26 protein-coding genes are annotated in these 26,719 nt (G+C 36.2%); 21 read left to right on the top strand and 5 right to left on the bottom strand.

All coding sequences use genetic code 11. From position 1 onward, the window contains the following. Positions 1 to 84 precede the first annotated feature (84 nt). Genes MRBLBA3_RS17770 through MRBLBA3_RS17760 form a run of 3 tightly spaced genes read left to right on the top strand, consistent with a single transcriptional unit; the run spans position 85 to position 2,938 of the window. Entirely contained in the window at positions 85 to 810 is a 726-nt protein-coding gene (locus MRBLBA3_RS17770) for a (Fe-S)-binding protein (RefSeq protein WP_098322975.1), read from the top strand. A 15-nt stretch (positions 811 to 825) separates the two neighbouring features. Beyond that, entirely contained in the window at positions 826 to 2,256 is a 1,431-nt protein-coding gene (locus tag MRBLBA3_RS17765; RefSeq protein WP_363382647.1) for a LutB/LldF family L-lactate oxidation iron-sulfur protein, read from the top strand. Further along, on the top strand, positions 2,237 to 2,938 hold the full coding sequence (locus MRBLBA3_RS17760) for a LutC/YkgG family protein (RefSeq protein ID WP_098322976.1): 702 nt from the start codon (positions 2,237 to 2,239) through the stop codon (positions 2,936 to 2,938). Before MRBLBA3_RS17765 ends, MRBLBA3_RS17760 begins: the two co-directional genes overlap by 20 nt. 96 nt (positions 2,939 to 3,034) lie before the next feature. Here MRBLBA3_RS17760 and MRBLBA3_RS17755 read toward each other — a convergent pair whose 3' ends face one another. Next, the gene (locus MRBLBA3_RS17755) at positions 3,035 to 3,187 is read right to left on the bottom strand and encodes a YjcZ family sporulation protein (protein WP_098322977.1); all 153 of its coding nucleotides are present in this window, start codon (positions 3,185 to 3,187) and stop codon (positions 3,035 to 3,037) included. A gap of 156 nt (positions 3,188 to 3,343) precedes the next feature. Here MRBLBA3_RS17755 and MRBLBA3_RS17750 point away from each other — a divergent pair, with 156 nt between their 5' ends. From MRBLBA3_RS17750 to MRBLBA3_RS17720, 7 genes are all read left to right on the top strand, one after another. Continuing rightward, on the top strand, positions 3,344 to 3,928 hold the full coding sequence (locus MRBLBA3_RS17750) for a TetR/AcrR family transcriptional regulator (RefSeq protein ID WP_000164823.1): 585 nt from the start codon (positions 3,344 to 3,346) through the stop codon (positions 3,926 to 3,928). 2 nt (positions 3,929 to 3,930) lie between these two features. Next, positions 3,931 to 4,101: a hypothetical protein gene (locus MRBLBA3_RS17745; RefSeq protein ID WP_000783820.1), complete on the top strand. Its 171-nt coding sequence runs from the start codon at positions 3,931 to 3,933 to the stop codon at positions 4,099 to 4,101. A gap of 83 nt (positions 4,102 to 4,184) precedes the next feature. Next, positions 4,185 to 4,661, top strand: a complete 477-nt coding sequence (locus tag MRBLBA3_RS17740; protein WP_098322978.1) for a PH domain-containing protein — start codon at positions 4,185 to 4,187, stop codon at positions 4,659 to 4,661. Beyond that, positions 4,654 to 6,096, top strand: coding sequence for a PH domain-containing protein (locus MRBLBA3_RS17735; protein WP_363382641.1), 1,443 nt, complete (start codon positions 4,654 to 4,656; stop codon positions 6,094 to 6,096). The genes MRBLBA3_RS17740 and MRBLBA3_RS17735 overlap by 8 nt, the downstream gene beginning before the upstream one ends. A gap of 201 nt (positions 6,097 to 6,297) precedes the next feature. Then, a complete protein-coding gene (locus MRBLBA3_RS17730) occupies positions 6,298 to 6,951 on the top strand; it encodes a DUF975 family protein (protein WP_000625394.1) in 654 nt (217 codons plus the stop codon). Between the two features lie 191 nt (positions 6,952 to 7,142). Further along, positions 7,143 to 7,586, top strand: coding sequence for a hypothetical protein (locus tag MRBLBA3_RS17725; protein WP_363382638.1), 444 nt, complete (start codon positions 7,143 to 7,145; stop codon positions 7,584 to 7,586). Positions 7,587 to 7,755: 169 nt separating this feature from the next. Next, positions 7,756 to 8,001 carry a CPCC family cysteine-rich protein gene (locus tag MRBLBA3_RS17720; protein WP_098883483.1) on the top strand — a complete coding sequence of 82 codons (246 nt, stop codon included), beginning with the start codon at positions 7,756 to 7,758 and terminating at the stop codon, positions 7,999 to 8,001. Positions 8,002 to 8,074: 73 nt separating this feature from the next. On the opposite strand, the gene MRBLBA3_RS17715 is transcribed toward MRBLBA3_RS17720, so the two are convergent. Next, complete coding sequence (locus tag MRBLBA3_RS17715; RefSeq protein ID WP_000713483.1) at positions 8,075 to 8,458, bottom strand: hypothetical protein; 384 nt, start codon at positions 8,456 to 8,458, stop codon at positions 8,075 to 8,077. 241 nt (positions 8,459 to 8,699) lie between these two features. Here MRBLBA3_RS17715 and MRBLBA3_RS17710 point away from each other — a divergent pair, with 241 nt between their 5' ends. The 3 genes from MRBLBA3_RS17710 (at position 8,700) to MRBLBA3_RS17700 (ending at position 10,962) form a co-directional block, all read left to right on the top strand. Further along, positions 8,700 to 8,996, top strand: coding sequence for a hypothetical protein (locus MRBLBA3_RS17710; RefSeq protein WP_000606827.1), 297 nt, complete (start codon positions 8,700 to 8,702; stop codon positions 8,994 to 8,996). 84 nt (positions 8,997 to 9,080) lie between these two features. Next, positions 9,081 to 9,557 (top strand): PH domain-containing protein, encoded by a 477-nt coding sequence (locus MRBLBA3_RS17705; protein WP_363382633.1) that lies wholly within the window; start codon positions 9,081 to 9,083, stop codon positions 9,555 to 9,557. Beyond that, complete coding sequence (locus MRBLBA3_RS17700) at positions 9,550 to 10,962, top strand: PH domain-containing protein (protein WP_363382630.1); 1,413 nt, start codon at positions 9,550 to 9,552, stop codon at positions 10,960 to 10,962. The genes MRBLBA3_RS17705 and MRBLBA3_RS17700 overlap by 8 nt, the downstream gene beginning before the upstream one ends. Before the next feature lie 89 nt (positions 10,963 to 11,051). On the opposite strand, the gene hmoB is transcribed toward MRBLBA3_RS17700, so the two are convergent. Further along, positions 11,052 to 11,555, bottom strand: coding sequence for a heme-degrading monooxygenase HmoB (gene hmoB / locus MRBLBA3_RS17695; RefSeq protein WP_002011151.1), 504 nt, complete (start codon positions 11,553 to 11,555; stop codon positions 11,052 to 11,054). Between the two features lie 127 nt (positions 11,556 to 11,682). Here hmoB and MRBLBA3_RS17690 point away from each other — a divergent pair, with 127 nt between their 5' ends. The 6 genes from MRBLBA3_RS17690 to MRBLBA3_RS17665 all read left to right on the top strand — a co-directional run bounded on the left by MRBLBA3_RS17690 (position 11,683) and on the right by MRBLBA3_RS17665 (position 20,939). Continuing rightward, positions 11,683 to 13,800: a transglycosylase domain-containing protein gene (locus MRBLBA3_RS17690; protein WP_098322983.1), complete on the top strand. Its 2,118-nt coding sequence runs from the start codon at positions 11,683 to 11,685 to the stop codon at positions 13,798 to 13,800. Positions 13,801 to 13,989: 189 nt separating this feature from the next. Beyond that, the gene (hemE, locus tag MRBLBA3_RS17685) at positions 13,990 to 15,036 is read left to right on the top strand and encodes a uroporphyrinogen decarboxylase (RefSeq protein WP_000252619.1); all 1,047 of its coding nucleotides are present in this window, start codon (positions 13,990 to 13,992) and stop codon (positions 15,034 to 15,036) included. Between the two features lie 14 nt (positions 15,037 to 15,050). Further along, positions 15,051 to 15,986: a ferrochelatase gene (hemH, locus tag MRBLBA3_RS17680; protein ID WP_000726807.1), complete on the top strand. Its 936-nt coding sequence runs from the start codon at positions 15,051 to 15,053 to the stop codon at positions 15,984 to 15,986. A 19-nt stretch (positions 15,987 to 16,005) separates the two neighbouring features. Next, positions 16,006 to 17,427: a protoporphyrinogen oxidase gene (gene hemY / locus MRBLBA3_RS17675; protein WP_001228093.1), complete on the top strand. Its 1,422-nt coding sequence runs from the start codon at positions 16,006 to 16,008 to the stop codon at positions 17,425 to 17,427. A gap of 218 nt (positions 17,428 to 17,645) precedes the next feature. Beyond that, positions 17,646 to 20,012 (top strand): DUF6359 domain-containing protein, encoded by a 2,367-nt coding sequence (locus MRBLBA3_RS17670; RefSeq protein WP_363382624.1) that lies wholly within the window; start codon positions 17,646 to 17,648, stop codon positions 20,010 to 20,012. Between the two features lie 627 nt (positions 20,013 to 20,639). Beyond that, complete coding sequence (locus tag MRBLBA3_RS17665; protein ID WP_001148896.1) at positions 20,640 to 20,939, top strand: hypothetical protein; 300 nt, start codon at positions 20,640 to 20,642, stop codon at positions 20,937 to 20,939. 98 nt (positions 20,940 to 21,037) lie between these two features. Here the strand turns inward: MRBLBA3_RS17665 and MRBLBA3_RS17660 are convergent, their stop codons facing one another. Next, on the bottom strand, positions 21,038 to 21,886 hold the full coding sequence (locus tag MRBLBA3_RS17660; protein WP_000984165.1) for a hypothetical protein: 849 nt from the start codon (positions 21,884 to 21,886) through the stop codon (positions 21,038 to 21,040). A 434-nt stretch (positions 21,887 to 22,320) separates the two neighbouring features. Here MRBLBA3_RS17660 and MRBLBA3_RS17655 point away from each other — a divergent pair, with 434 nt between their 5' ends. Continuing rightward, a complete protein-coding gene (locus tag MRBLBA3_RS17655; RefSeq protein ID WP_000963368.1) occupies positions 22,321 to 22,893 on the top strand; it encodes a TetR/AcrR family transcriptional regulator in 573 nt (190 codons plus the stop codon). A gap of 209 nt (positions 22,894 to 23,102) precedes the next feature. Next, entirely contained in the window at positions 23,103 to 26,180 is a 3,078-nt protein-coding gene (locus MRBLBA3_RS17650) for a YhgE/Pip family protein (protein WP_363382620.1), read from the top strand. Between the two features lie 27 nt (positions 26,181 to 26,207). Here the strand turns inward: MRBLBA3_RS17650 and MRBLBA3_RS17645 are convergent, their stop codons facing one another. Next, positions 26,208 to 26,639: a PH domain-containing protein gene (locus tag MRBLBA3_RS17645; RefSeq protein ID WP_000142744.1), complete on the bottom strand. Its 432-nt coding sequence runs from the start codon at positions 26,637 to 26,639 to the stop codon at positions 26,208 to 26,210. Positions 26,640 to 26,719 lie beyond the last annotated feature (80 nt).

Below are 26,719 nucleotides of genomic sequence, written 5' to 3'. Positions count from 1 at the left end.
TTTATTCATATTTTTTATTTTTTTACCAATAATATACAAATAAAGTTACTTGAGCTTACTTTACTGTATTTAGGGGTGCAAAATATGAAAGTATCAATATTTATTACTTGTGTTGCAGATGTTTTTTATCCAGAAGTAGGAAAAGATGTTGTGGAAATTCTTGAAGATTTAGGGTGTGAAGTTGATTTTCCAAAAACTCAAACTTGCTGCGGACAACCTGCTTATAATAGCGGGTATGTGAAAGAAACAAAAACAGCTGCAAAACATATGATTGAAGCCTTTGCCAGTTCAGAATATGTTGTGGCACCATCGGGGTCTTGCGCTATGATGGTTCACGAGTTTTCTAGCTTGTTTTCTGAAAGTGAAGCGGAGTGGAAGAAAAAAGCTACGGAACTTGGAAATAAAACGTATGAATTCACACAATTTCTAGTTGAAGTATTAGGGAAAGAAGACTTAGGTGCGGAGCTTCATAAAAAAGCAACTGTTCATACATCTTGTCATATGAGCCGGTTAATGGGGATTAAGGAACCACCGCAAAAATTATTGAAATGTGTAAAGGGACTGGAAGTTGTTTCATTGCCACATAATTATGATTGCTGCGGATTTGGAGGGACATTCTCGGTGAAAATGCCAGAAATTTCTGAGCAAATGGTTGAGGAAAAAGTAAAGCATATTATGGAAACCGGTGCGGAATTGTTAATTGGGATGGATTGTAGCTGCTTAATGAATATAAAAGGACGTTTAACACGTAATGGTTATCCAATTGATGTAAAACATATCGCTCAAGTATTAAATGAAGATCGAAAATAAGAGGGGGATATAAAGATGGGAATGAGAATCGGGAACGATCCCTTTCATAAGCGTACTGAAACAGGCATTGGGGATCAATTTATGCGACAGGCTGTCAGGAAAGCGCAAGATGGTCTTAGAATCAAGAAATTAAAAGCTACTGAGAGTCTTGGGAATTGGGAGGAATGGCGAGCTTTAGGAGAAGAAATTCGAAAGCATACATTAGAAAACCTTGATTATTATTTACATCAGCTAAGTGAAAATATTGAGAAAAACGGTGGTTTCGTTTATTTTGCAAAGACTGCAGAAGACGCAAGGGAATATGTAAAAGAGATTGTAAAAAAGAAAAATGCGAAAAAAATTGTGAAATCAAAATCGATGGTAACAGAAGAGATTAGTTTAAATGAAGCGATTGAAGAAGCTGGAGCGGAAGTGTTAGAAACAGATCTTGCTGAATTTATTCTACAAGTGAACGACCACGATCCTCCCTCACATATTGTTGTTCCGTGCCTTCACAAAGATAAAGAACACATTTGTGAAATATTTAAAACAAAGTTAAATTACACTGGAACATCTGATCCTACGGAAATGGCGAGGTTTGTAAGATCATATTTACGGGATGATTTTTTTGCAGCGGATATAGGAGTGACTGGATGTAACTTTGCTGTTGCAGAGTCTGGATCAATTTCTATCGTAGCAAACGAAGGAAATGCAAGACTTACTACGACACTTCCGAAAACGCTAATTACAGTTATGGGGATGGAACGTATTGTTCCGACATGGGAAGAGCTTGATGTTTTAGTAACACTTCTATGCCGAAGTTCTGTAGGACAAAAGTTAACAAGTTATATTACAGGGTTAACTGAGCCTGGTGGGACAGATGGACCTGAGGAATTTCATTTAGTCATTGTTGATAATGGTCGTTCCGATATTGTAGGAACAGAATTCCAAAGTGTTCTTCAGTGTATTCGTTGCGCGGCATGTATTAATGTGTGTCCTGTATACAGGCATATTGGTGGGCATGCATATGGCTCTATTTATCCAGGGCCAATTGGAGCTGTGTTGACACCGCTTTTAGGGGGATATGATGAATATAAGGATTTACCTTATGCATCTAGCCTTTGTGGTGCTTGTACAGAAGCGTGTCCAGTGAAAATCCCGTTACACGACTTATTAATTAAACATCGCAGCCGCATCGTAGAAGAAAAACGATCACCTGTAGCTTGGAACGTGGCTATGAAAGGTTTTGAAAAAGCGGTGAAGAGTCCTAGACTATTTTCTTTTGCAGCGAAGAGCGCTCCGTATGCATTAAAACCTCTTGCAAAAGGGGATAAGATCGAGCGTGGAATTGGGACGTTAAAAGCTTGGACGGATGCGAGAGATTTTCCAGTTCCGAAAAAACAACCGTTTCGAGAGTGGTTTGAAAAACACGTAAAGGAGAACGATGATGGCCATCCAAAATCGTGAGGAATTTTTACTCCAATTATCAGAAAAGCTTGGTAGGAAACGTCCAGAAGCAGTGGAAAAACCGAAATGGCCTTTTTCCCCGCAGTGGAATGTTTTTGATGGACTCGCGCAAGACGAACTTGTATTACAGTTAATGGAGCACTGCGAAGTGATTCATACAGAAGTAAAGCGAACAACAAAGGAAAATCTTGTTGAAACATTTCAATCTTTTATAAAAGAATGGAATATCAAATCTGCTATGTATTCGAACGATGAGCGCTTTAATGAGTACGGTCTTACTTCATGCTTCAACAATGAAGGCACAACACATTTTCGTGCATGGGGATTAGATAATAAAGAAGAGGACATAAAATTTGCGAAAGCTGCTGACCTTGGCATTACGTTCAGTGATATGACTCTAGCGGAATCAGGAACCGTTGTGCTTTTTAATGATGGGTTAAAAGGAAGGCATGTTAGTTTGCTTCCAGAGTCATATATTGCAATCGTTCCTAAAAGTACGATCGTACCAAGATTAACCCAAGCTACAAAACTGATTCATGATCAATGTAAAGCGGGAGAAAACTTGCCGGCTTGTGTGAACTTCGTTTCTGGTCCATCAAATAGCGCAGATATTGAAATGAACCTTGTCGTAGGTGTGCATGGGCCAATCCGAACAGCGTATATTATTGTGGATGATCAATAATGAAACACACATGATGTATAAGAATGCTGAAAATAGAAAGCACTGGCCGTTAATATAGCCAGTGCTTTCTATTTTGCGAACCTTTACTGGTGAAAGTTAAAGACCAAGTCCACTATAGCTGACTCCAACAACGATTAATATGATAAAGAGCACAATGAGTAATATATACCCACTACTAACGCCCTTACCATCTTGTCCAGCTTCACCGCCGCCAGTGCCACCACTACCACCTTTACCGCCAAGTCCCATATGAATATCCTCCTTAGTGTTATATATTGCTTTTACTTTATATTTTTCTGTATTTACCAATAAATCCCTTCCAAAGCGCTGACTAACTTGCAAATCATTTCGTTTCATTTTATAATTTATTTACCGACCGGTAAGTAAAAATAAGTGAGGTACAGTATGACAAAGAATTTACAAACATCGAAGAACATTGTAGAGGCATCATTTAAACTAATGGCAGAGCACGGTATTGAGAAGATGAGTCTTTCAATGATTGCAAAAGAAGTTGGCATATCAAAGCCAGCTATTTATTATCATTTTCCGTCTAAAGAAGCGCTAGTTGATTTTTTATTTGAAGAGATTTTTTCTGAATATCAATTCGAGGGTTACTTCGTTAAAGAACAATATACGAAAGAAAATTTTGAAGAAAAATTAATTGCAGATGGTTTACATATGTTGTCGGAGTATAGAGGTCAAGAAGGTATATTACGCATTATAAATGAATTCATCGTAACTGCGACGCGAAATGAAAAGTATCAGAAACGCTTATTTGAAATACAAGAAGAGTTTCTAAATGGATTCCACGATTTATTAAAGAAAGGTGTGGAACTTGGTGTTGTGTCACAACATGCAACTGAAGAAAACGCGCATACGTTAGCGCTCGTTATTGATAATATGAGTAATTACATATTAATAGGATTCGATTTAAAGTATAAAGAAATTTGGATTCGAAATGTGAAAAACGTAATGAAGGAGGGGGAATAAAAATGAAAATGCAGAAAAACTGGTGGCTCGGTTTTCTGGGGTTAATTGGAATTTATAAAATCCCAGGTATGATTGAAGCTTTTCAAGCGGATAAAGGTTGGTTCGCGTTAATTAGTTTAGTTTGGCTGCTTTGGTTCGGGTATTTTATTCCTGAGAAAAAAGTGGATAAATAATAAATTTTCAATTTTATGTAAAGTTATGTAAAATATAGATTGAGACAATTCATATATTAGATTAATAGATTTGGAGTGGTTACATGGATCCATTGAAAAATGAAATTCATCCTGACATGGTCAAGGTGTGGAAAGTTCGTGCTGTAATTGAAGAAGGGATAGGTATTCTCGTCATCTTAGTATACCTTTTCCTCATGATAAAGTTTGATTGGTGGGCGTGGATTTTGTATGTGATGGTTGGGTTAACAGTTGCGCTAGCACCATTTTCGTACTTTTTATTCCCGAAACTACGTCAGCGTTATTATAGCTATCAATTAAATGAAGAAGAGCTTGAAATTCAGCACGGTCTTTTCGTTGTAAAGCGCGTATTAGTACCGATGATTCGTGTACAGCACGTTACAATTGAACAAGGACCAATTATGAGAAAATATGGATTAGCAGAATTACATATTTCAACAGCGGCAACTTCTCACAGCATTCCAGGCTTAACGATGTATGAAGCGGAAATGTTAAAAACGAGAATTGCAGAATTAGCGAAAGTGAGTGATGAGGATGTATAAGAGGCAGCATCCAATCACGATGTTATTAGAATTAAAATTAACAGATTTTATACCACTCATTATTTTCATGTTTAGTTTAAACGGAAAGTTCCCGTTTTGGTATTTAATTCCCGCTGGATTCGGTTTACTCACCGTCTTTTCAGCGTTTGAAAAATGGTATTACACAACATACTGGGTTGAAAATAACGTATTACATGTGAAACAAGGGCTCTTTGTGAAGAAGGAGAGCTACTTAAATAAAGAACGTGTTCAAACGATTAATACAAGTTCTAACGTGCTATATCAAATGCTCGGTTTAAAGAAAATTCAGATTGAAACAGCTGGCGGGGGCGATGATGCAGAAGTAAGCCTAGCTGGTATTACAGAAGATGAGGCGAAGGAGCTTATTTCCTTACTAAATGAGCCAACGCCAGAAGTGAAAGCAGAAGAAGCATCAGAAGAAGTAGTAGTAGAAAAAGAAATCGTCACAGAGGAAAAACAAGCGACAGAGTACAAATTAACTTGGAAAGAAATTTTATTAGCATCTGTTACTTCTGGTCAATTTGGATTATTATTCTCTTTAATATTTGTCGTTTATAACCAAGTGGATGAGTACATTCCGAAATGGATAAAAAATAGCGTAGAGTCGTATGTAATGGAGCATGATATATATGGCTGGATTTTCATGGTAGCCATTTTGATCGTCCTTTCGTGGATGATATCGACAATTGGTTATGCGTTAAAACATGGAGATTTCACAGTGAATCGAAGAAATGACGAAGTCCGCATTTCGCAAGGATTACTTGAGAAAAAAGAACTCGTCCTAAAGTTACATCGTATTCAAGGGATTACGATAAAAGAAAGTATTTTACGTCAACCATTCGGTTATTGTGCTGTGCAAGTAGAAGTCATTCAAAGTAAGGGCTTGGGAGAAGAGAAAGACAAAGTTACATTGCATCCGATTATTCGAAAAGATCGTGTGCAAGAGTTACTCGCTCATTTACAATTGCCATATGAACTGAATACAAATATTACTGCATTACCAAAAGCAGCCTTGCGCCGTTATTTAATTGATAGTTTCATTTTCTTCGCAATGCTAGCAGTCCCGCTTACTGGGGTAAGCATATACTTTGAAAAGTATTTCATCATGTGGGCTTTACTACCACTCGCTATCCTCATCTTTACACTTGGATACGCAACATTTAAAACAAATGGTTACGGTGTAAACGGAGAACAAATTACGATTATACATCGTAGTATTGGGAAACATACAGGGCTTGTAAGAAGAAGACACGTCCAATCAATTGAAAAAACACAATCATATTTCCAGCGCCGAGCGGATTTATGTACGTATACGTTTTCTAGTGCATCATCGAATTATAAATTAGAGCATACGAGAGTAGAAGATGCGGAGAGAATGCAGGATTGGTATAAGAAGAGAATAAGTGAGAATTAACTTGAAAAAGCTTGCCCATTATGAAAGGCAGGCTTTTTTTGTTATAAGAAAATGAGTGACTTAATCCATATATTAGTACAGCTACAGCGCACATATATCAATACATATCAAAAAAAGTAGTATACTTCTATTTCAGGAAAATCTGTGGAATTTTTGATATAAATGGTATACTAATATAGAAAAAGTATTAGGAGGCTATATATGATAAGTCAGTTAAAAAGAGAAGCACTTGATGCATTAAAAGGAAAATGGGGATTAGCGGTAGGTGCAACACTATTACTTGGAATCCTTATTGGAGCTGTGGAACTTCTAATCACGGGTGTTTTCTCGATGTTTTGGGGTTGGGAAGAAGCAAGTGATTCGCTTACAGTAAGTATTATTGCAATGCTTGTTATCGGTCCGTTAACAATGGGCGCCTATTATCTTGTTTTAAATGCAATTCGTGGGACTAGTGTTCGCATTGGTCATATATTTAGATGGTTTAGTGATGGAAGTAAGCTTATGAAATCGTTTTTAACATACTTATTAATGTATGTATACTTGATTCTATGGACATTACTTCTTATTATTCCAGGTATTATTAAATCATTTTCTTATTCTATGACATATTTTATTTTGAATGATCATCCAGAATATACAGCGAATCAAGCGATTACTGAAAGTCGTCGTATGATGAATGGACATAAAATGGATTACTTTTTACTATGCTTAAGTTTCTTAGGTTGGTTCATTTTAAGTATTCTTACTTTAGGAATCGGTTTCTTATGGTTAGCACCTTATTTCTACACGACATCAGCTGCATTTTATGAAGAGATTTCAAAAGAATATTATAAAAAAGAAGGTACTACTTTCTAATAACCATCTATCCTCTAAAGAATATAGGGCACAGATAGTTTAGGTGTTCTGTTTACGGGGCTCACTTCAGGGTAAGGTATAGGTTTTTATATAGAAATTCTTCCCTCTATGTTTTATCATAGAGGGTTATTTTTTTATGTAAAAATGATAGAAAATAATGAATAATATATGTAAAGGAAAAAGTGAGGTGAATGAGATTGAGTAAATTTTTAATGCCGTATTCATTTTCTATATTAAGTTTCTTTATTTCAGCAACGGCACTTGATTTATATGATAGGATGGGAAAAAATGATGAGATGATTTCGCCGACCATACTTGGAAAGGTAATTCAAGCTACTTCGCAAATGGGAGTCCTTACATTGTATTTCGGAGTACCTATTATTTTAGGCGGATGTCTTCTTGGTGAGCTATTGTTTAGAGGTATCATTTTACGATTTAAATTGAGCTATATTATATCTTTGCTATTATATCTACTTTTAGCTTTTAGTATTGTTTTCGTAACGGTAGGAATTCCAACTACATACGAAGATTCTAATACCTTTTTCATGGGAATAACTATGATTTGCGCTGTTACATTCTTTGTGAGTCGGAATATATGGGAGAAAAAATCAGTTAATAATGGAGTGACAAAATGAAATACACTTGTCCATGTTACGGATATAAAGTGAAACTTTAATCAGTGGGGATTTTGTTCATTCCCCACTGATTATTAGTTGAACCAATCGGGCTTTTATGGGCAGTTGATCTCCCACCTAACTCCTTTGCACTAGCTGAATTTTGAGGTGGGAGTTTTACTGCCCGTTAATGCGGGGTAGAACGTTAGAAGAAGAACCACCAGGTACATATGAAATTTGTAACATATGTTACTGGGAAGATGATCCTGTTCAGTTTAACGATCATGACTTTGAAGGTGGAGCAAATGAAGTTTCGTTAAGGCAAGCACAGAAAAATTTCATTGCATTTGGTGCTTGCGATGAATGTTTTGTGGAATCAGTTAGAAAGCCGACTAGTGAAGATGTGAAGGACGCTAGTTGGAAGCAAATTTGTTAAATAGCTTTAAATAAAAATGTTATTACTCAATGTAACAAGAGTAATAACATTTTTTTATGCAATGATGAAAGAATTAACGACGTCTTATAAGATAAAACAATAAAGATGATACAGTAATAGGAAGGCCAGTATCCAAAAAGGCATTTAAATTAAAGGATAGAAAATCTCTGTCGTTAAACCACGTAAAGAATAAATGATTGTAGGAAATACCTAGCAGTATAAATAAAGGAATGCCGATTTTTAATTCATGACTTCTTTTTATTTTTTTATAACAAAATTCACCTAATAAACAACCGATAAGAATGGGGATACTGCCAAGAATAATATACATAATGATTGATACCCAAATTGGTCCCCATGAATCTGCAAAATTGGGAACTTGTGTATACTGTAAAACATTTACAATGACAGAGGAAACTAGTAAGCATGTTAAATAACTAATTATGAATTTTTTCAATAGAATCATCCTCTTACTATAGAAGTTATGTAAAATGATATAAAAAAAAGCATCTAGCAAAAGTACTAGATGCAAATAAAAACACACGGGAAGACAAAATTCTTCCCGTTTCCCGTAAGTAATTATATCAAAAAATTTATAAAAAACTAGCTTTATTTTTTATATAATTGATGTGTAAAACTATGAAATTATAAGATTACACTGTTTTCATAGTGTTTTATTGAAAAAAGGAGATGCGTATATGATTAATTTTAAACCGGAAAATTTAAACCAACTACTAAAAGTGACGCTTATAAGTGCGAATAAATCTTATGACGCGATTAAAGATTATGAATTTACGGGAGAAGCAGTAGCATTCCGTGTAGACTTCGAATATATTGACGTTTCTCTAATGATTGTAGATATGTTAGGAAGATCAGCTTCTAAATTTAACATTTTGCCATATGCCCGTCCTAATACGAATGAAATAGATTACATTCAGTTCCAAGTGTATTCAATTAATGAAGGGAATTTTAAAGAAATGCTCGATACGATGTGATAACTATAATTTTACAAAACTGTATATAAAGCCTTATTTTCTGCTAATATATAATTAATAAATTCATATAATTGGAGTGATGAGATGCAGCCGTTAGAAAAGGAGATTCATTCTAATATGCTGAAAGTGTGGAGAATTCACGCTTTAATTGGTGCGGCAGTTATACTAGCAGTCGTAATTGCGTATTTCTTTTTTATGATCAATTTTAACTGGTGGGGCTGGTTGTTTGGATTATTAGTAACAGGCGCTATTACATTTATCCCACTTGATTATTTTGTATTTCCAAATTTACGTCAACGTTATTATAGTTACAGATTAAATGAAGAAGAGATTGAGATTCAAAAGGGAATGTTCGTTGTAAAACGCGTACTCATTCCGATGATTCGTGTGCAGCACGTAACGATTGAACAGGGCCCAATTATGAGAAAGTATAATTTAGCAGAATTACATATTTCAACAGCGGCAACTTCTCATAGTATTCCAGGATTAACGAAAGAAGAAGCAGAGCAGCTGAAAAGACAAATTGAAGAACTTGCGAAAGTGAGTGATGAGGATGTATAAGAGGCAACATCCGATCACGATATTGTTAGGTATTCGAATTGCGACTTTGTTGCCTTTTATTTTTCTTGTTTTATTTCGTTCAGATGGTGAAGTAGAACCTTGGTATTTCTTACATCTTGTTCTTTTGTTTGTATTATTAATTATGGCTATTTTTTCAGCTGTAAAATGGTATTTCAAAGTATACTGGGTTGAAAATAATATTTTACATATTAAACACGGTGTTTTTGTGAAGAAGGAAAGTTATTTAAATAAAGATCGTGTGCAAAACATTAGTACATCTTCTAATATCATTTATCAAGTGCTTGGACTGACGAAGTTAAATATAGAAGTAGCGGGCGGCGGTAGTGAGCCAGAAGTGATGTTAGCTGGTATTAAAGAAGATGAAGCGAAGGAACTGATTGCCTTATTAAATAAAAAAAGAAGCGCAGCGAGTGAAGAAGTGCCCATGGCAGAAGAAAGTAAGACGATTTATCAGTTAACGATGAAAGAGATTTTAGTAGCTTCCATTACGTCTGGTAGATTCGGATTAGTGTTTTCTGGATTACTTCTTATTTACACAGAGTTTAATCAATTTCTTCCAAAATGGCTCATAAATAAAGTGGAAGCGTATGTGATGGATAACGGTGTATATGAATTAATCGTTATGGCCGCGATTTTAATGGCAATTTCGTGGGTCATTTCTACGGCCGGCTATGCATTAAAATACGCGAACTTTAAAATAGAGAGAAACGGAAATGAGATTCGCATCGTTCAAGGGTTATTTGATAAGAAAGAGTTTGTATTAAAATTACACCGCATTCAAGCGATTACTGTAAAAGAAGGAATTCTCCGCCAGCCTTTCGGTTATTGCTCTGTCGAAGTCATTCAAAGTATAGAAGCGGCAGGGAATGAAGTGATGCTACATCCTTTCATGAAAAAGAAAGATGTACAGCAGTTACTTGCCTATTTACAGTTGCCATATGAAATAGAAGAAGAAATCGTTCCTTTACCGAAGGCTGCATTGCGCCGTTATATTATTATGGGCTGGATTACAAGTGCCGTACTCACAGTGCCGATCGCCGGTGCGAGTATATATTATAAACAAAATATTGCGTTATTCACCCTGATACCATTATTTATCGTATTTACGTTACTTGCATACGCTAGATATAAAAGTGGTGGATATATGATACGAGACAATCAGTTAGTAATGGTGCACCGAGGTCTCGCGAAATACACAGGGATCATGCGAAGAAGGCATATTCAAGTAGTCGGATACAATCAATCTTATTTTCAAAAGAAAGACGAGTTATGTACAGCTGCTGTAGCGGTGGCGGGACATGGTTATGAAGTGAAGCATATGAGAAAAGAAGACGCGCTTCGTATATATAATTGGTATAAAGAAAAAGGAAACACCGGTGTGTAATGGTGTTTCCTTTTTTGTCGTTAAATCGATATCTTTAGTTGAATCGTTAATATAATTTCACGTATTGCCGGTGTTGTACTACTTTTTAATTAAACTAAAACATCAAAAGTAGTCACGAAAGAAGGACGAGAGAAAATGCTCTTTTGCTGTTCTGCATGTGGATGCGCCTGAGCCTGAGCTTGTCCTTCTGCTTGTGCAGGGCGTTTTTTATGAGCGTTTTCGAATGAACGTGATTCTGTCCAGTCTTTAAAGTTTTGCTCAGTTTCCCACATCGTTAAGATGACATATGTATCATTACTTAATGGGCGAAGAACACGGATTGCTTGGAAGCCAGGCTCATTTTCGATTAGACCAGCACGGTTTTTAAAACGGTTTTCAAATACAGGGCGACCTTCGTCTGTTACAGAAATGTTGTTACAAACGATGTAGCCAGATTGTCCTTTAAATTCTCCAACAGCGTCTAATACGTCATACTGAAGTGTCGATTCTACAGATTCTTCAGTATTTTCTTTATAAAACATATCTTTTTCGTTATTTTTTGCAGTGAAATGTGCTTGTTCTAGAGGTGTTTCGTATGAAATAATAGCCTTCATTTTAATGCCCCCTTTATGGTTTGTCTCTATTATATCAATTCTCTTAAAAAACTTCGAAGATTATATACATAAAGATACTTCTTTTTCAAATAATAAATGTACCATCATTTGGAAAGAAGGCCGATGTATGAAGAAAGCAAAGTGGACTTTATTAGGCGGGGTAGCAACGTTCGTAGTAGCGATTGTAATCTATAAACTTATTGTGTTAACTGGTGGCTATATGATGGATGAAAAGCAGCTTGTTTTCCACTCTTCATCACGTATCGTTGACCAGAAAGGAAAAGAAATTACGAAGTTATATGTAGAAAATAGAGAGCTCGTGCCGATTGAAGAAATTCCAAAGTACGTGCAGCAAGCATTTATTGCTGTGGAAGATTCTCGTTTTTATGAGCATCAAGGAATTGATTATCCTTCTATATTTCGGGCGCTTTATAAAGACGCGTTAGCTGGAGAGAAGGTAGAAGGCGGTAGTACGATTACACAGCAATTAGCTAAAAATGTCTTTTTAACTCGCGAAAAAACATTTACACGTAAATTGAAAGAGGTCGCAATTTCTCTTCAATTAGAGCAAAAATATACGAAGCAGCAAATTCTTGAAATGTATATGAACCATATTTATTTTGGTCATGGGGCATATGGAATTCAAGCAGCAGCAAAGTTGTATTTTAATAAAAATGTAGAAGATTTAACAGTAGAAGAGGGGGCTATGCTTGCAGGGCTTCCGAAAGCGCCAAATGGCTATTCACCATACTTATCCCCAGAGAAGAGTAAGGAACGCCGTGATCTTGTTTTGTCACTTATGCATAAACAAGGCTATTTAACAGCGGAAGATAGTGTTCGTTACCAAGGGAAAACAATCGCTCTTTATAAAAATTCAGATGAACGTGAACTTGCATATATGCCGTATATCGATATGGTTATAGATGAAGCAGCACGTTTATACGGTTTGTCTCATCAAGAAGTGCTTCGCGGAGGGTATACGTTTGTCGTACCGATGGATGAAAAAATTCAAAAGGTAGCATATAACCAGTTTCAAGATGCGAGAAATTTCCCTGGTAAAGAAAACGGGGCGCAAGGTGCATTTTTATTAATGGATAATCAAACTGGCGGAATTAAAGCAGCAATTGGCGGAAGAGAGTATGTTCCGAGAGGGCTTAATCGTGTTTTTGCAAAAAGGCAGCCTGGTTCTGTTTTAAAGCCGCTTATCGTATATGGACCAGCACTTGAGACGAAAAAATATAATCCATATTCTTTATTAACGAATGAAAAAAGTTCGTTTGAAGGCTATGAACCTCGAAATTATAATCATGAGTATACGAAAGAGATGACGATGTACGATGCGGTATTAGAATCAGCAAACGTGCCAGCGGTCTCTTTATTAAATGAATTAGGGGTAGATGAGGGAAAGCAATATTTAGAGAAAGGAAATGTTCATATTGCGGACTCAGGTTTAAGCACGGCACTTGGCGGGCTTAAAAATGGTGTTTCTCCATTTGATCTTGTTAAAATGTACCGCTCTTTTTTAGCGAACGGGAATATTATTGAACCGCACGTTATTGATAAAGTGTTAAATAGACACGGTGCAGTTATTGGAGAATCATCAAAAGCTGAAACGAAGGTCTTTTCAAAGCAAACGGCATGGTACATGACAAAGATGCTGGAAGGAGTTGTGAAAGAAGGTACGGCGAAAGCTGGTGTATATAATGGAGCTTTAGCTGGAAAGACAGGCACAACTTCATTGCCGAATGATGATCGCGGGGCGCGCGATATGTGGTTTGTAGGATATACACCGAATTTAGTAGGGGCAGTTTGGATTGGCTATGACCGCACCGATAAAGAGCATCAATTACAAGATGGAAATGCATCTGCAACGATGTTATTTAAAAAGATTTTAATGAAAGCAAACATACAAGATAAAGCGAGTTTTCATAGGCCAAAAGGTGTTGAAACAATTGGACTGCCAATTCGTTTAGATAAGATTAAAAACGTGGAAGCAAAACTAGCATTTAGTCCTTTCGGTTTATTTGCAATGAAATTAAGTTGGACGCCGCTTCCTGATGAGCGAATTATGTACCGGATTTATAAAGTTGAAAAAGGAATTCATACTCATGTTGGGACGGTAAAAGGAGCTGGGAAATATGAGGAAAAGTTTATTAACATATTCTCAAAACCAAGTTTTTACGTTGTGCCATTTAACACACAAACGAACCGTGAAGGAGAAAAGTCAAAAGTAGCTAAACCGTAGTTTTTCTCTGTGCTATAATAAGAATGTTGTGAAAATAGTAAGCGGTTTTACGAACATTTGTGTCAATTTCATGAACAACGTACATAATGCTATGCATTTTGTTTTTACAAGCTGTATAGTAAAAAAAGATAAATATCGGAATAGAGCGTATTTAAAGAAAAAGTGTTGGTAAGGAAGGGAGCTAGGGTCTTGGTAAGAACTATAAATGAGACATTTTTAAAAGCATGTAGGGGGGAACGTACAGAGTATGTACCAGCATGGTACATGCGTCAAGCAGGTCGTTCACAGCCGGAATATAGAAAGATAAAAGAGAAACATTCTTTATTTGAAATTACACATAATCCAGAATTATGCGCTTATGTTACAAAGTTGCCAGTTGATCAATATAACGTAGACGCAGCAATTCTTTATAAAGATATTATGTCACCACTACCTGCAATTGGTGTTGATGTGGAAATTAAATCTGGCATTGGTCCAGTAATCGATAATCCAATCCGTTCTTTACAAGATGTAGAAAAATTAGGGGAAATCAATCCAGAAGATGACGTACCTTACATACTAGATACAATTCGTTTATTAACGACAGAAATGTTAGATGTACCGTTAATCGGTTTTTCAGGAGCTCCATTTACGTTAGCGAGCTATATGATTGAAGGCGGTCCTTCTCGTAACTACCATAATACGAAAGCGTTCATGTATGCAGAGCCGAAAGCTTGGTTCGCATTAATGGATAAACTTGCAGATATGGTTATTACATATTTAAAAGCGCAAATTAACGCAGGAGCAAAAGCGGTTCAAATTTTCGATTCTTGGGTTGGAACAGTAAATGTAGCGGATTACCGTATATTTATTAAACCAGCGATGGAGCGTATTTTTGCAGAAGTTCGCCCGATGGGTGTTCCAATGATTATGCACGGCGTAGGTGCTGCACATTTAGTGAATGAATGGCACGACTTACCTCTTGATGTAGTAGGTTTAGATTGGCGCTTACCGATTGAAGAAGCACGCGCACGTGGCGTTCACAAGGCGGTACAAGGAAATATGGACCCTTCGTTCTTACTAGCACCATGGTCTGTTATTGAAGAACATGTAAAAGGTATTTTAGATCAAGGGATGAAAGAGCCAGGTTATATCTTTAACTTAGGTCACGGTGTATTCCCAGAAGTAAATCCAGATACATTAAAACGCTTAACTACATTTATTCATGAATACTCTAAAGAACAGTTAGCGAAGTAAAGGAGATTGGCTGTATGAAAAAGAAAATTGGTTTGCTTGTAATGGCATACGGAACGCCGTATAAAGAAGAAGATATTGAACGTTACTATACACATATTCGCAGAGGAAGAAAGCCAAGTCCTGAAATGCTAGAAGATTTAACAGAGCGTTACCGTGCAATTGGTGGTATTTCTCCTTTAGCTACTATTACATTAGAGCAAGCTAAAAAGTTAGAGACGCGTTTAAATGAAGTGCAAGATGAAGTAGAGTACCACATGTATCTTGGCTTAAAGCATATCGAACCGTTCATTGAAGATGCAGTACAAGCTATGCATAAAGATGGAATAGAAGATGCAATTGCACTCGTTCTTGCCCCTCATTATTCTACTTTTAGCGTGAAGTCGTATGTAGGACGAGCGCAAGAAGAAGCAGAAAAACTTGGAAACTTAACAATTCACGGCATCGATAGCTGGTATAAAGAACCGAAATTTATTCAGTATTGGGTCGATGCAGTGAAAGGTATATATAACGGTATGTCAGAAGCAGAACGTGAAAAAGCTGTGTTAATCGTATCTGCACATAGCTTACCAGAAAAAATTATCGCACTGGGCGATCCATATCCAGATCAATTAAATGAAACAGCTGACTATATTGCAAGAGGTGCTGAAGTAGCAAATTATGCAGTTGGCTGGCAAAGTGCCGGAAATACACCAGATCCTTGGATTGGTCCAGATGTACAAGATTTAACGAGAGAATTAAATGAAAAGTACGGCTACAGTTCATTCGTATATGCACCAGTTGGATTTGTTGCGGAACATTTAGAAGTTTTATATGACAATGACTTTGAGTGTAAAGTTGTAACGGATGAAATTGGCGCAAAATATTATCGTCCAGAAATGCCAAACGCATCGGATGCATTTATTGACTGTTTAGCAGATGTTGTATTAAAGAAAAAAGAATCTGCATTGTAGGAAGAAAGGGGGAGCTTACTTGAGGAAAAAAGTTGTGATCGTCGGCGGTGGTATTACAGGCTTATCGACAGCGTATTACTTACAAAAAGAAATTCGCGAAAAAAACTTGCCGATAGATACATTGCTTATAGAAGCGTCTGGTAAACTTGGCGGGAAAATTCAAACCGTTCAAAAAGATGGATTTACAATTGAACGTGGCCCTGATTCTTTCTTAGCAAGAAAAGAGAGTGCAGCTAAATTAGTGAAAGAATTAGGACTGGGCGATGAACTTGTAAATAATAAGGCCGGTCAATCATTTATCCTTGTAAATAATCGGTTACATAAAATGCCGAGCGGATCAATGATGGGAATTCCAACGCAAATTACGCCGTTTCTATTTTCCGGATTGTTCTCCCCAATTGGTAAATTAAGAGCTGGTTTTGACTTATTAATGCCAAGGTCAAAACCAGTTTCTGATCAATCACTCGGGCAGTTTTTCAGACATCGCCTCGGAAATGAAGTCGTTGAAAATTTAATTGAGCCATTATTATCTGGTATATATGCAGGGGATATTGATGAAATGAGTTTAATGTCAACATTCCCTCAAATTTATCAAATCGAACAGGAGCACCGTAGTATTTCACTCGGTATGCGTACGCTCGCTCCGAAGCAAGAGAAGGCTGAAGTGAAAAAAGGAATCTTTAAAACTGTGAGAACCGGTTTAGAATCTATAGTAGAATCTCTTGAAGTGAAGATTCCTAATGATATGGTAATAAAAGGAACGCGTATTGAGAAAGTTGCGAAACTTGGTGATGGCTATACGATTACTCTTAGTAACGGAAAAGAAATGGAAGCAGACGCGATTGTAGTTGCAGCACCACATAAAGTATTGCCATCTATGTTTGCACAGTATAAGCAGTTTCGTTTCTTCCGTAACATTCCATCTACATCCGTTGCAAACGTGGCACTTGCTTTCTCGAAGTCTGCCATTCAGCGCGATATTGATGGTACCGGATTTGTCGTATCAAGAAATAGTGATTACACGATTACGGCGTGTACGTGGACACATAAAAAATGGCCACATACAACGCCAGAAGGAAAAACGCTTCTTCGTTGTTACGTCGGACGCCCAGGTGATGAAGCGATTGTTGAACAAACGGACGAAGAAATTGTGCAGCTTGTATTAGAGGACTTACAAAAGACAATGGATATTACAGAGGATCCAGAGTTTACAATTGTAAGCCGCTGGAAAGAAGCGATGCCTCAATATACAGTAGGTCATAAAGACCGAATGAAGAAGCTCACAACATTTATGGAAAGCGAGTTGCCAGGTGTGTACTTGGCAGGTAGTTCTTACGCTGGTGCTGGTCTTCCAGATTGCATTGAACAAGGTGAGAGAGCTGCAAAGTGTGTGCTAACTCATTTAGAGAAAGTAATCGAGACTGAATTAGTCGCAAATTAAAATATTCCAAACAAACCGCCTTCAATTAGATTGAAGGCGGTTTGTTTATTGAATAAGATACCTGTTAGTTAATAAACCTATATAAGTTATTTTGTGTTATAGTTTGAAAACTTGTAAATTAAATAAATTTTGTGTAAAACTTGTCGAAATATAGTTCTATATAACGAATCATTTGATATGATAGAAATGCTGAGAAAATATGAATTAGGGAGAGGAAAATGGCTGTGAAGAAATTGTTAAGTATCTTTTTATCATTATTGCTATTGCTTTCATTTACTGGAACTTTAGCGCAGGCGGAAGAAACTACTTCTATGTCAGTAGAGAAAGCAATTCAAGTATTTAAGCAGCAAGGGAAAATGAAGGGGATAGTGGAAGGATATATCGTTGGGTATACGCAGAGTCCTTCTAAATACACGAAAGATCCGGCTAAGTTTGATGATACAAACGTGGCAATTGCTGATTCGCCAAACGAAACGGATCCAGACAAAATCATGCCTGTTCAGTTGCCAAAAGGCGATGTGAGATCGGCAGTAAATGTGAAAGATCATCCTGAAAATATCGGAAAGAAAGTTCAGCTAACAGGGACGCTTGAATTATATTTTGGTAGCCCCGGTTTAAAATCGGTAACAGCTCATAAGTTTCAAGGGGAAGAACAAAACCATGTTAGCGATGTAGTAGCTTCGCCTGGTGGCGGGGAAGTTGCTAAAGGAACAGCGGTAACATTAACAACGAGCACAGAAGGAGCAACAATCTACTATACGTTAGATGGTTCTAATCCTACAAACAAAAGTGTTCGTTATAACGGACAAATTATAGTGAATGAAAATAGTGTAGTGAAAGCAATCGCAGAAAAAGAAGGGCTTACTCCTTCAGCGGTTTCAACATTTTCATTTATAATCGTCACAAATGAACAAGTTCGTATCCATGATATTCAAGGGAAATCACATATTTCTCCTTACAATGGAAAAAAAGTACGAAATGTAGAGGGTGTTGTAACAGCGCTCGATAAAAATGGTTTTTATGTAGAAGATAATCAGCCAGACGAAGATCCAGCTACTTCTGAAGGTATTTACGTATACAAAAAAGATGCGAATGTAGCAGTAGGGGATCTTGTCCAAGTTGATGGAGAAGTAGAAGAATATGTTGGACCTGGATATGCAGAGCGATTTGAAACAGACTTAACGACGACGGAAATTAAGGCGAGTCGCGTTGCTGTAATCGCAAAAGATCAACCTTTACCAGCGCCGATTGTATTAGGAGAAAACGGTGTGAAAATCCCTGATCAAATTATCGATAATGATGCATTCGGTTTATTTGATCCAAATGAAGATGCAATCGATTTTTATGAAAGTGTAGAAGGTATGCGCGTTACGATGCCAACGCCAAAAATTATCGCTCCGCAGAAAAACGGTAATTTATATGTAACAGTAAAAAATGGCGGAGATAAAGTAGTAACGAAGTATGGTACGCCTTTATTAGATAAAGAGCAATTAAATCCAGAGCGCCTTTCTGTAAAAGTACCTCGTGATTATGTCGCGAAAGTAGGCGATACGTTCACGGGAGATATAACAGGAGTAGTAGGGTATGACTACGGTTCGTTCCGCATTTCGCCAGTAACGGAATTACCATCTGTAGTGGACGGCGGATTTAAGCAAGTAGGGGCAAATATTCAGCCGCGTCTTGATAAGTTAACAGTTGCTACATATAACATTGAAAACTTCTCAGCGAACAAAAAAGAAACAACAGATGAAAAAGTAAAAGCGTTAGCTTATTCTATTAAATATAATTTAAAAATGCCAGATATTATCGGTGTAGAGGAAATGCAAGATAATAATGGAGCAATCAATGACGGTACAACAGATGCATCTTTAAGTGCAAAACGTATCATTGATGCTGTATTAGAAATTCGTGGACCGAAGTATGAGTATGTAGAAATTGCGCCGAACAACAATCAAGACGGCGGGGCACCTGGAGCGAATATTCGCGTCGGTTTCTTTTATAACCCATCTCGTGTGAAATTAGCGACAGTACCGAAGTTACTAGATAAAAATGTAGTTCGTATTGGAGACGAAAATCCTTTATTTGAAAGTACACGTAAACCGTTAGCTGCAGAATTTACATTCCAAGGACAAAACGTTGTTGTCATCGCAAATCACTTAAACTCAAAACTAGGAGATGCAACACCATTTGGAAAAGTGCAGCCGCTCGTATTAAAGAGTGAAGAAAAACGAGTTCAATTAGCACAAGAAGTGAATCAATTTGTACAAGGTATTCAGAAAAAGAATACGAATGCACCAGTTGTTGTATTAGGTGATATGAACGATTTCGAGTTCTCTAAACCACTAGAAGCACTGCAAGGAACGATATTAAAAGATATGTTAAACACAGTGCCGAAAGAGAATCGCTACACGTACATTCATGAAGGTAACGCACAAGTGTTAGATCATATTTTAGTAACAAATAACATCGCACCGCACACAATTGTAGACCCAGTACACTTAAACTCAAACATTATGAAAGAACATGGGCGTGTAAGTGACCATGATCCAGTACTTGCTCAAATTGATTTGAAGAAGGCTTCTTAAAGTAGGAGAACGCTTAGGTATCTAAGCGTTCTTTTTAGTCTGCATAATGAAATGCCTCAATTGCTAATGTTATATGCTTATTTAGTAAATAGGTAGCCAAATAAGAGAACAGAGCTAATAAGTAAAATATTCAAAAGAGTGACCACTAAAGCTATAATAGGTAATACTTTCTTTTCAGAAGGACTAATAAATGAAATGATGGCCATTATTATAGATAAAATGGTTCCGCATAATATTGCGTACGTCATAGGAGTAACTGTATTGGGACCAAATCGATCTAAGACAGGAACAAGTGAAAACATTAAAATAGTACTGAATAGGCTAAAGGTTAAAAACGTATAACTTTTCCAAGTATGAATTTTAGGTTGCATGATCAAAACGCCCCTTTCCAAGGTAATGTGGACTATTTATGTTTATCCATATGCAAATGATAATTGAGAAATAATACTTTTACAATATTGTCAATTTTTAACTGCGTTTAAATTGTTTATTTTCTATGGCTTTAGCAGGGATTATTTTATTTAAAAAGAGAATATAATGAATCACTCGAGATTATATATAGATCCCCTTTTTATAAAATTCATGATAAAATTAATTGAATATTTAGTTTTTTTGAGGAGGTCAACGATGCAAGCACGAATAAATGGAAAATTAATGAATCAGCTTGCGGTTTTTTTTAGTACAATCGTCATGCTTCAGTTTGTAGCCGATATAACAGGGCTTACACAGAATCTAGATAGTATGTATTACTTAATAAATACAGCAACTTCCTATGTAACGTTTAGTTTGGCGGTTATTTTTACTTTAATAGGTGCGAGAAGAGAATTAAGTAAATATGCAATTATTTCATTATGTTTAGTGGTAGCTATTAAAGCAATTTATTTTGCGGCGGTTGTTATTTTGTGGGGATTGGCTGGTACGCCGTAAAAGAAGAGTAGTGAAAGTATGCATTTGATACATGTAAACGAATAAGAGCGTAATTCCCATCTCACGTAGGGAATTACGCTCTTATTCGTTTTAATTACTTAGTCTGAAATTACTTGAAAAGCTTTTCTACATCGATCTCGTTTTTGAAGTCTTCTCATATATCTTTTTTTGTCCCGTTGTAATCCCTTTATGTACATGAATAAGCTGACAAGGAAGAAAAATGTACATTGTAAAATGTACGGTGACATCCCGTGTAATGGTTGTTTCGGATCATATAAGTGAATAGGTGCTCCGCCTATTGTAGGGAATATTGTATTTAGTAGGACGAAAGGAATGGAAGTAACTGCAAATGGAAATAGAAGTGCCATGTAATCCTTTTGTGACCATGTGGACGCTGCTAAACCTAATAGGGCCATTAAACCAGCGAATAAAAAATTAATCCCAATATATAGAGAAATATAAGTGATGGGAGAAGAGAAATATAAATCTGCGAACATTCCGTTGCCGTTTATCATGCTAGTACCAACGGTGGGATCTCCATTTGGAATGGTTAATTTGCAAAGTAATAAAGAAAGAATGAACGGTAAAGTATAAAGAAATCCACCGCAGAAAAATGTAACGATATATTTTGTAAAGGAATACGAGAATAGGGAAATTTCCTTACTTATAAAAGATTTGAAACCATCGGATTTATCGGAATTGTAACTTGTACTAAATGGTAAACTTGCAATAACAGGCAGTAATAATAAATACACATCCATTTCATTATCACGAAACCCGATCCATTTAAAAGCAGTTGCCATAGTCCCGTTCGTTGCGTCTCCTAAATAACGAATTACATAATAATAATGATAAATAGAAATAAGAACTAATCCACTAAACATAATAATTAAAGAAACCCGGTTACAAAAAGCTTGCTTTATATTTAAACGAAGTGCACGCATCATGACTGAAAAAGCCTCCACTATTTTTATAAATCTGTCTACTGTCTATCTTACTATTAATTGTAAGGATTTTCTTGTTTTTTTATGTGGTTATTAGAAAAAGAGGAATTTTGTTGTCGCTAAGTAAGGTTTAACTGTAGAAGAAGATTGTTAGAGTGAAAGGAAAAGAGAGGGCATATGGAATTCTAGTTTAGATAAAATTACGCTTTCTACGCTGAAATAAGAAAAAGGTATTCATAAAAATTATATCTGAAGAACATCTTTTCCTTTCTCCTTTTCTTCTGATAAACTATGAACAGTATGATATACATTGACTGGAATTTTTTTATACTGGAAATAATAAAAAAGAGAACTTGTATAGAATGTAAGCGTGTGGTAATATCAAAGATGTACTGATTGACTATATTATCCAATTGGTCATTTTTGGAGGTGACGATGTGGCGATAGATCGAAAACGTTCTATTATTGAAGCTGCAACAAAGTCTTTTTCAGCGTTCGGTTATAAGGCGACGACGATGGATCAAGTTGCGAAGTTAGCGAATGTAGGAAAAGGAACAATTTATACTTTTTTCAAAAATAAAGAAGAACTATTTGGCGAAATTATTTCTAATTTAATTACAGAAATGAAGCAAGTTGCAGAAAATGCAATTCGTTCAGATATTTCATTTTTTGAAAATGTACATAGAGCATTATATAGCATATTAGAATTTAGAAAAGAACATCAGCTCATGATTAAATTAATTCAAGAAGAGCGCGATATGGGAACGAAAGAAGTACAAGAAGTGATGCAACAAGTAGATGTGGAAATCGTTTCTGTCATTCAATCTTATTTAGAGATTGCAATTGAAAAAGGTGAAATTAGCAAATGTGATCCAGAAATTACAGCGTTTATTATGCTTCGCCTATACGTATCGCTTATTTTTGATTGGGAAAAAAATCATGAACCGTTAGAAAAAGAAAAAATATCGGAGTTATTCGAACTGTATTTACTAAAAGGATTGTCAAATTAAGATAATCCTTTTAATATTATAAAAAATGACTAATTGAACAAAATAGTCAAATATACAAGGAGGGTGGTTAAATAGTATAATCATGTAAATGAAAATGTGCATAGTATAAATTCGGGGATAAGGCATATGTATGAACAGATATAGCCTTTTTATTTGGGTAAAAATGACCAAAAATACATTTTGGTCATTTTTGAAAAGGGGGATAAATTATGAAATGGCATAAGTTGCTTAGTAAAGAATTTGCAGAGATTATAAAAAGTAAAAAAATATTAATCCCAATCATTGCGGTTTTATTTGTACCGATTTTATATGCGGGTATGTTTTTATGGGCTTTTTGGGATCCGTATGAACAGCTAGATGACTTACCAGTTGCGGTAGTCAATTTAGATAAAGGTGCAGAACTTGATGGGAAACCAATTGAGGTCGGGAAAGGGCTCGTTGATAATTTAAAAGATAATAAAAGTTTTAAATGGGAATTTGTAAGTGAAAAAGAAGCGAAAGAGGGAATGGAAGGCAGAAAGTATTACATGTTAGTCCGTATTCCAGATGACTTCTCAAGTAACGCTACAACGTTATTAAAAGACGATCCGAAACCATTGAACTTAGAATATATTCCAAATGAAAGTTTGAACTTCTTATCTTCACAAATTGGCGGAACAGCCATTGAAAAAATTAAAAGTGAAGTATCAAGCACGTTAACGAAAACATATGCAGAAAAAATGTTTGATTCCATTAAAGATGTCTCAAAAGGATTAGCAGATGGAGCGGACGGAGCAAATAAGTTACATGATGGAGCTAGTGAGTTGCATGATGGCTCAAGTAAAGTGACGGATGGCCTCCATACCCTTCAAGGAAAATCTGGTGAAATGAAAGATGGAGTTCAGACATTAGCAGATGGATCTAATAAATTACTAGATGGATCAGGAAAAGTAACAGCAGGTTTAAATACATTAAATAGCAAAACAGGTGAGATGCAGACAGGTATAGGGAAATTACAAGATGGATCAGGCAAAGTAACAGATGGTTTACATGTATTAAATAGCAATGCAGGTATAGGGAAATTGCAAGATGGATCAGGCAAAGTAACAGATGGTTTACATGCACTAAATAGCAATGCAGGTATCGGGAAATTAGTAGACGGCTCCGGGAAAGTAACGGACGGTTTAAATACGTTGAATAGTAAAACAGGTGAGATGCAAACAGGTATAGGAAAATTAGTAGATGGGTCAGGCAAAGTAACAGGCGGTTTAAATACGCTAAATAGCAAAACGGGTGAAATGCAAAAAGGAATTGGCGAATTGCATGATGGATCTGAGAAAGTGACCGATGGCTTGAACAAATTAGTAAGTAAATCCGGTGAATTAAAAACAGGAACAACTGAACTATCAAATGGTATGGAACAAATTGTTGGAAGACAAAGTGAATTAGAAAAAGGGTCTCAAGAGATTCAAAAGGGATTGCAGGATTTAAATAGTAACGTACAAAATGCTGCTGCAGGCTTAGAGGAAATGCAGTCGAAAGTTCCTTCTATATTGAATACAGTAAATCAGAAAATAGATGGAGCTGAAGAAAATATAAATCAGTTAAATGAGCTTACGCAATCAACAGCAGGAGATGCAAAAAATGCAGCGCAAGAGGTAGCGAATTTACAAAAGCAAATTGAAAGTTTACCAAAAGAATATCAAGAGCAGTTACAACCATTCATAACAAGTGCTGTAAAAAGTACAGCGAGAGTCCAACAAAAAGCTACCGGAGTAGCAAGTGGAACAAATAAATTAAATGAAGAAGTAAAACAATTAAAAGGTGAAATCAATCAAACAACAAATGGATTGCAAAACAAATTACCAAATCCAGAAGGGGTGAAAACTCTAGCAGGTGGTATTGAGAAACTAACGAACGCACAAAATGAATTTGTTAGTAAGTTTCATGGATTTGGTGAGGGATTAGATAATGCAAAAATAGGTGCCGATAAATTAAAAGATAGATCAGTTCAATTAATTGATGGAGTAACGCAATTACAAAGCGGCTCTGGAAAAGTGACAGTTGGATTAGGTCAATTATCTGCAGAAGCAAATCAAATGGCAGGTGGAATAAATCAATTAGCAGATGGATCGGGTCAAGTAACAGGCGGTTTAGGCACATTATCTGAAAGAGCAAACCAAATGGCAGGTGGAATAAATCAATTAGCAGACGGCTCAAGCCAAGTAACAGGCGGTTTAGGCACAGTATCTGGAGGAGTATCCAAATTAGCAGATGGATCTGGAAAAGTGACAGGTGGTTTAGGCACAGTATCTGTAGTAGTAACCAAATTAGAAGACGGTTCAAACCAAGTAACAGGCGGTTTAGGAACATTATCTGTAGGAGCAAATCAAATGTCAGGTGGAGTAAATCAATTAGCAGATGGATCAGGGCAAGTAACAACTGGCTTAGGTACTCTAAATGGTGGTCTAAATAAAATGTCAACTGGCTCAACCCAACTAATCGATGGAGTAAATAAACTAACAGATGGATCCGGAAAAGTGACAGATGGACTTGTGAAAGTAAACGATGGTTCAGGTGAACTTGCTGAGAAACTTGGTGAAGGGGCAGAAAAAACAGGGGAAGTAAAAGGAACGGATAAAACATATGATATGTTTGCAAGTCCTGTAAAAGTAAAGGTAGAGAAAATGGCGGAAGTTCCAAACTACGGAACAGGGTTTACGCCGTACTTCTTATCACTCGGTTTATTCGTTGGGGCATTACTATTATCTATCGTATACCCATTACGCGATACAGTTGGTGTTCCGAAATCAGGATTTAGTTGGTTTATTAGTAAGTTCGGCGTTTTACTATCAGTCGGTATCATTCAAGCAATAGTAGCAGATGTCATATTACTATTCGGATTAGGTGTAGAAGTACAAAGCATTCCATACTTCATACTCTTTAGCATCGTTACAAGTTTAGCATTCATCGCATTAATTCAATGTTTAGTAACAGCTTTCGGTGATGCAGGGCGTTTTATCGCCATCATAACATTAATTATGCAGCTTACAACAAGCGCTGGAACATTCCCGTTAGAATTAATTCCGAAGTTTTTACAACCATTTAATGCTTGGCTACCGATGACATACTCTGTATCAGGATTTAAAGCAGTTGTATCGAGCGGTGATTTTAACTTCATGTGGCAAAATATAGGAATATTAATGATCTTTATCGTTGTATTATCACTTGGAACAATTGCTTCATTAACGTGGATGCACAAACGACAGTTTAAAAATATTGCTGAGAATCAATCGGTTGAAGCGTAGGGAAAAAGCACCTTTTTGGTGCTTTTTTTATTTTAGTGCAGGGCATTTTTTTTGTAGTTCGGATATGAATTTTTCAGGATCTTTTGGTGAGATTTTTACACTTCCCCAAGCTCCTGATGTATAAAAGATTTCATAGCAATCTTTCGAAGAGAGAATACGATATCCGATTAAAATGTTATCTGTTTTTGAGATTTTCGTTATATGAACGTACGGAATCTTACTTCGAAATGGACCACCTTTAACAAATAAGTGGTTTTCATAGAATGTATATGTAATAGAAAAGGAACTCCATAATAGGAAGCCAGAAGATACAAAGAAAATAGATAGTAGAATGTATAAGTCTGTAGTAGTAGCTTCATCATCAAAGAAGAGAGGAAGCAGTGTTGAAGCACCTATGGTGAAAATAGCAAAAAAGATAATAAATAAGAAAAATTTATCAATTTTAGAGTGGAATGTCATTTGTAGCCCTCCTTCTCCTTAATTTTACCATATCTCATGTTTAGGCTAAATGAAAGAACAGGAATTGCAACAATTTGAAT

Origin of the sequence: Bacillus sp. LBA3-1-1.1 (assembly GCF_040676495.1) — a bacterium.
In the GTDB taxonomy this organism is placed as follows: Bacteria; Bacillota; Bacilli; order Bacillales; family Bacillaceae_G; genus Bacillus_A; species Bacillus_A nitratireducens.
This window is presented reverse-complemented; position numbering and strand designations above follow the sequence as displayed.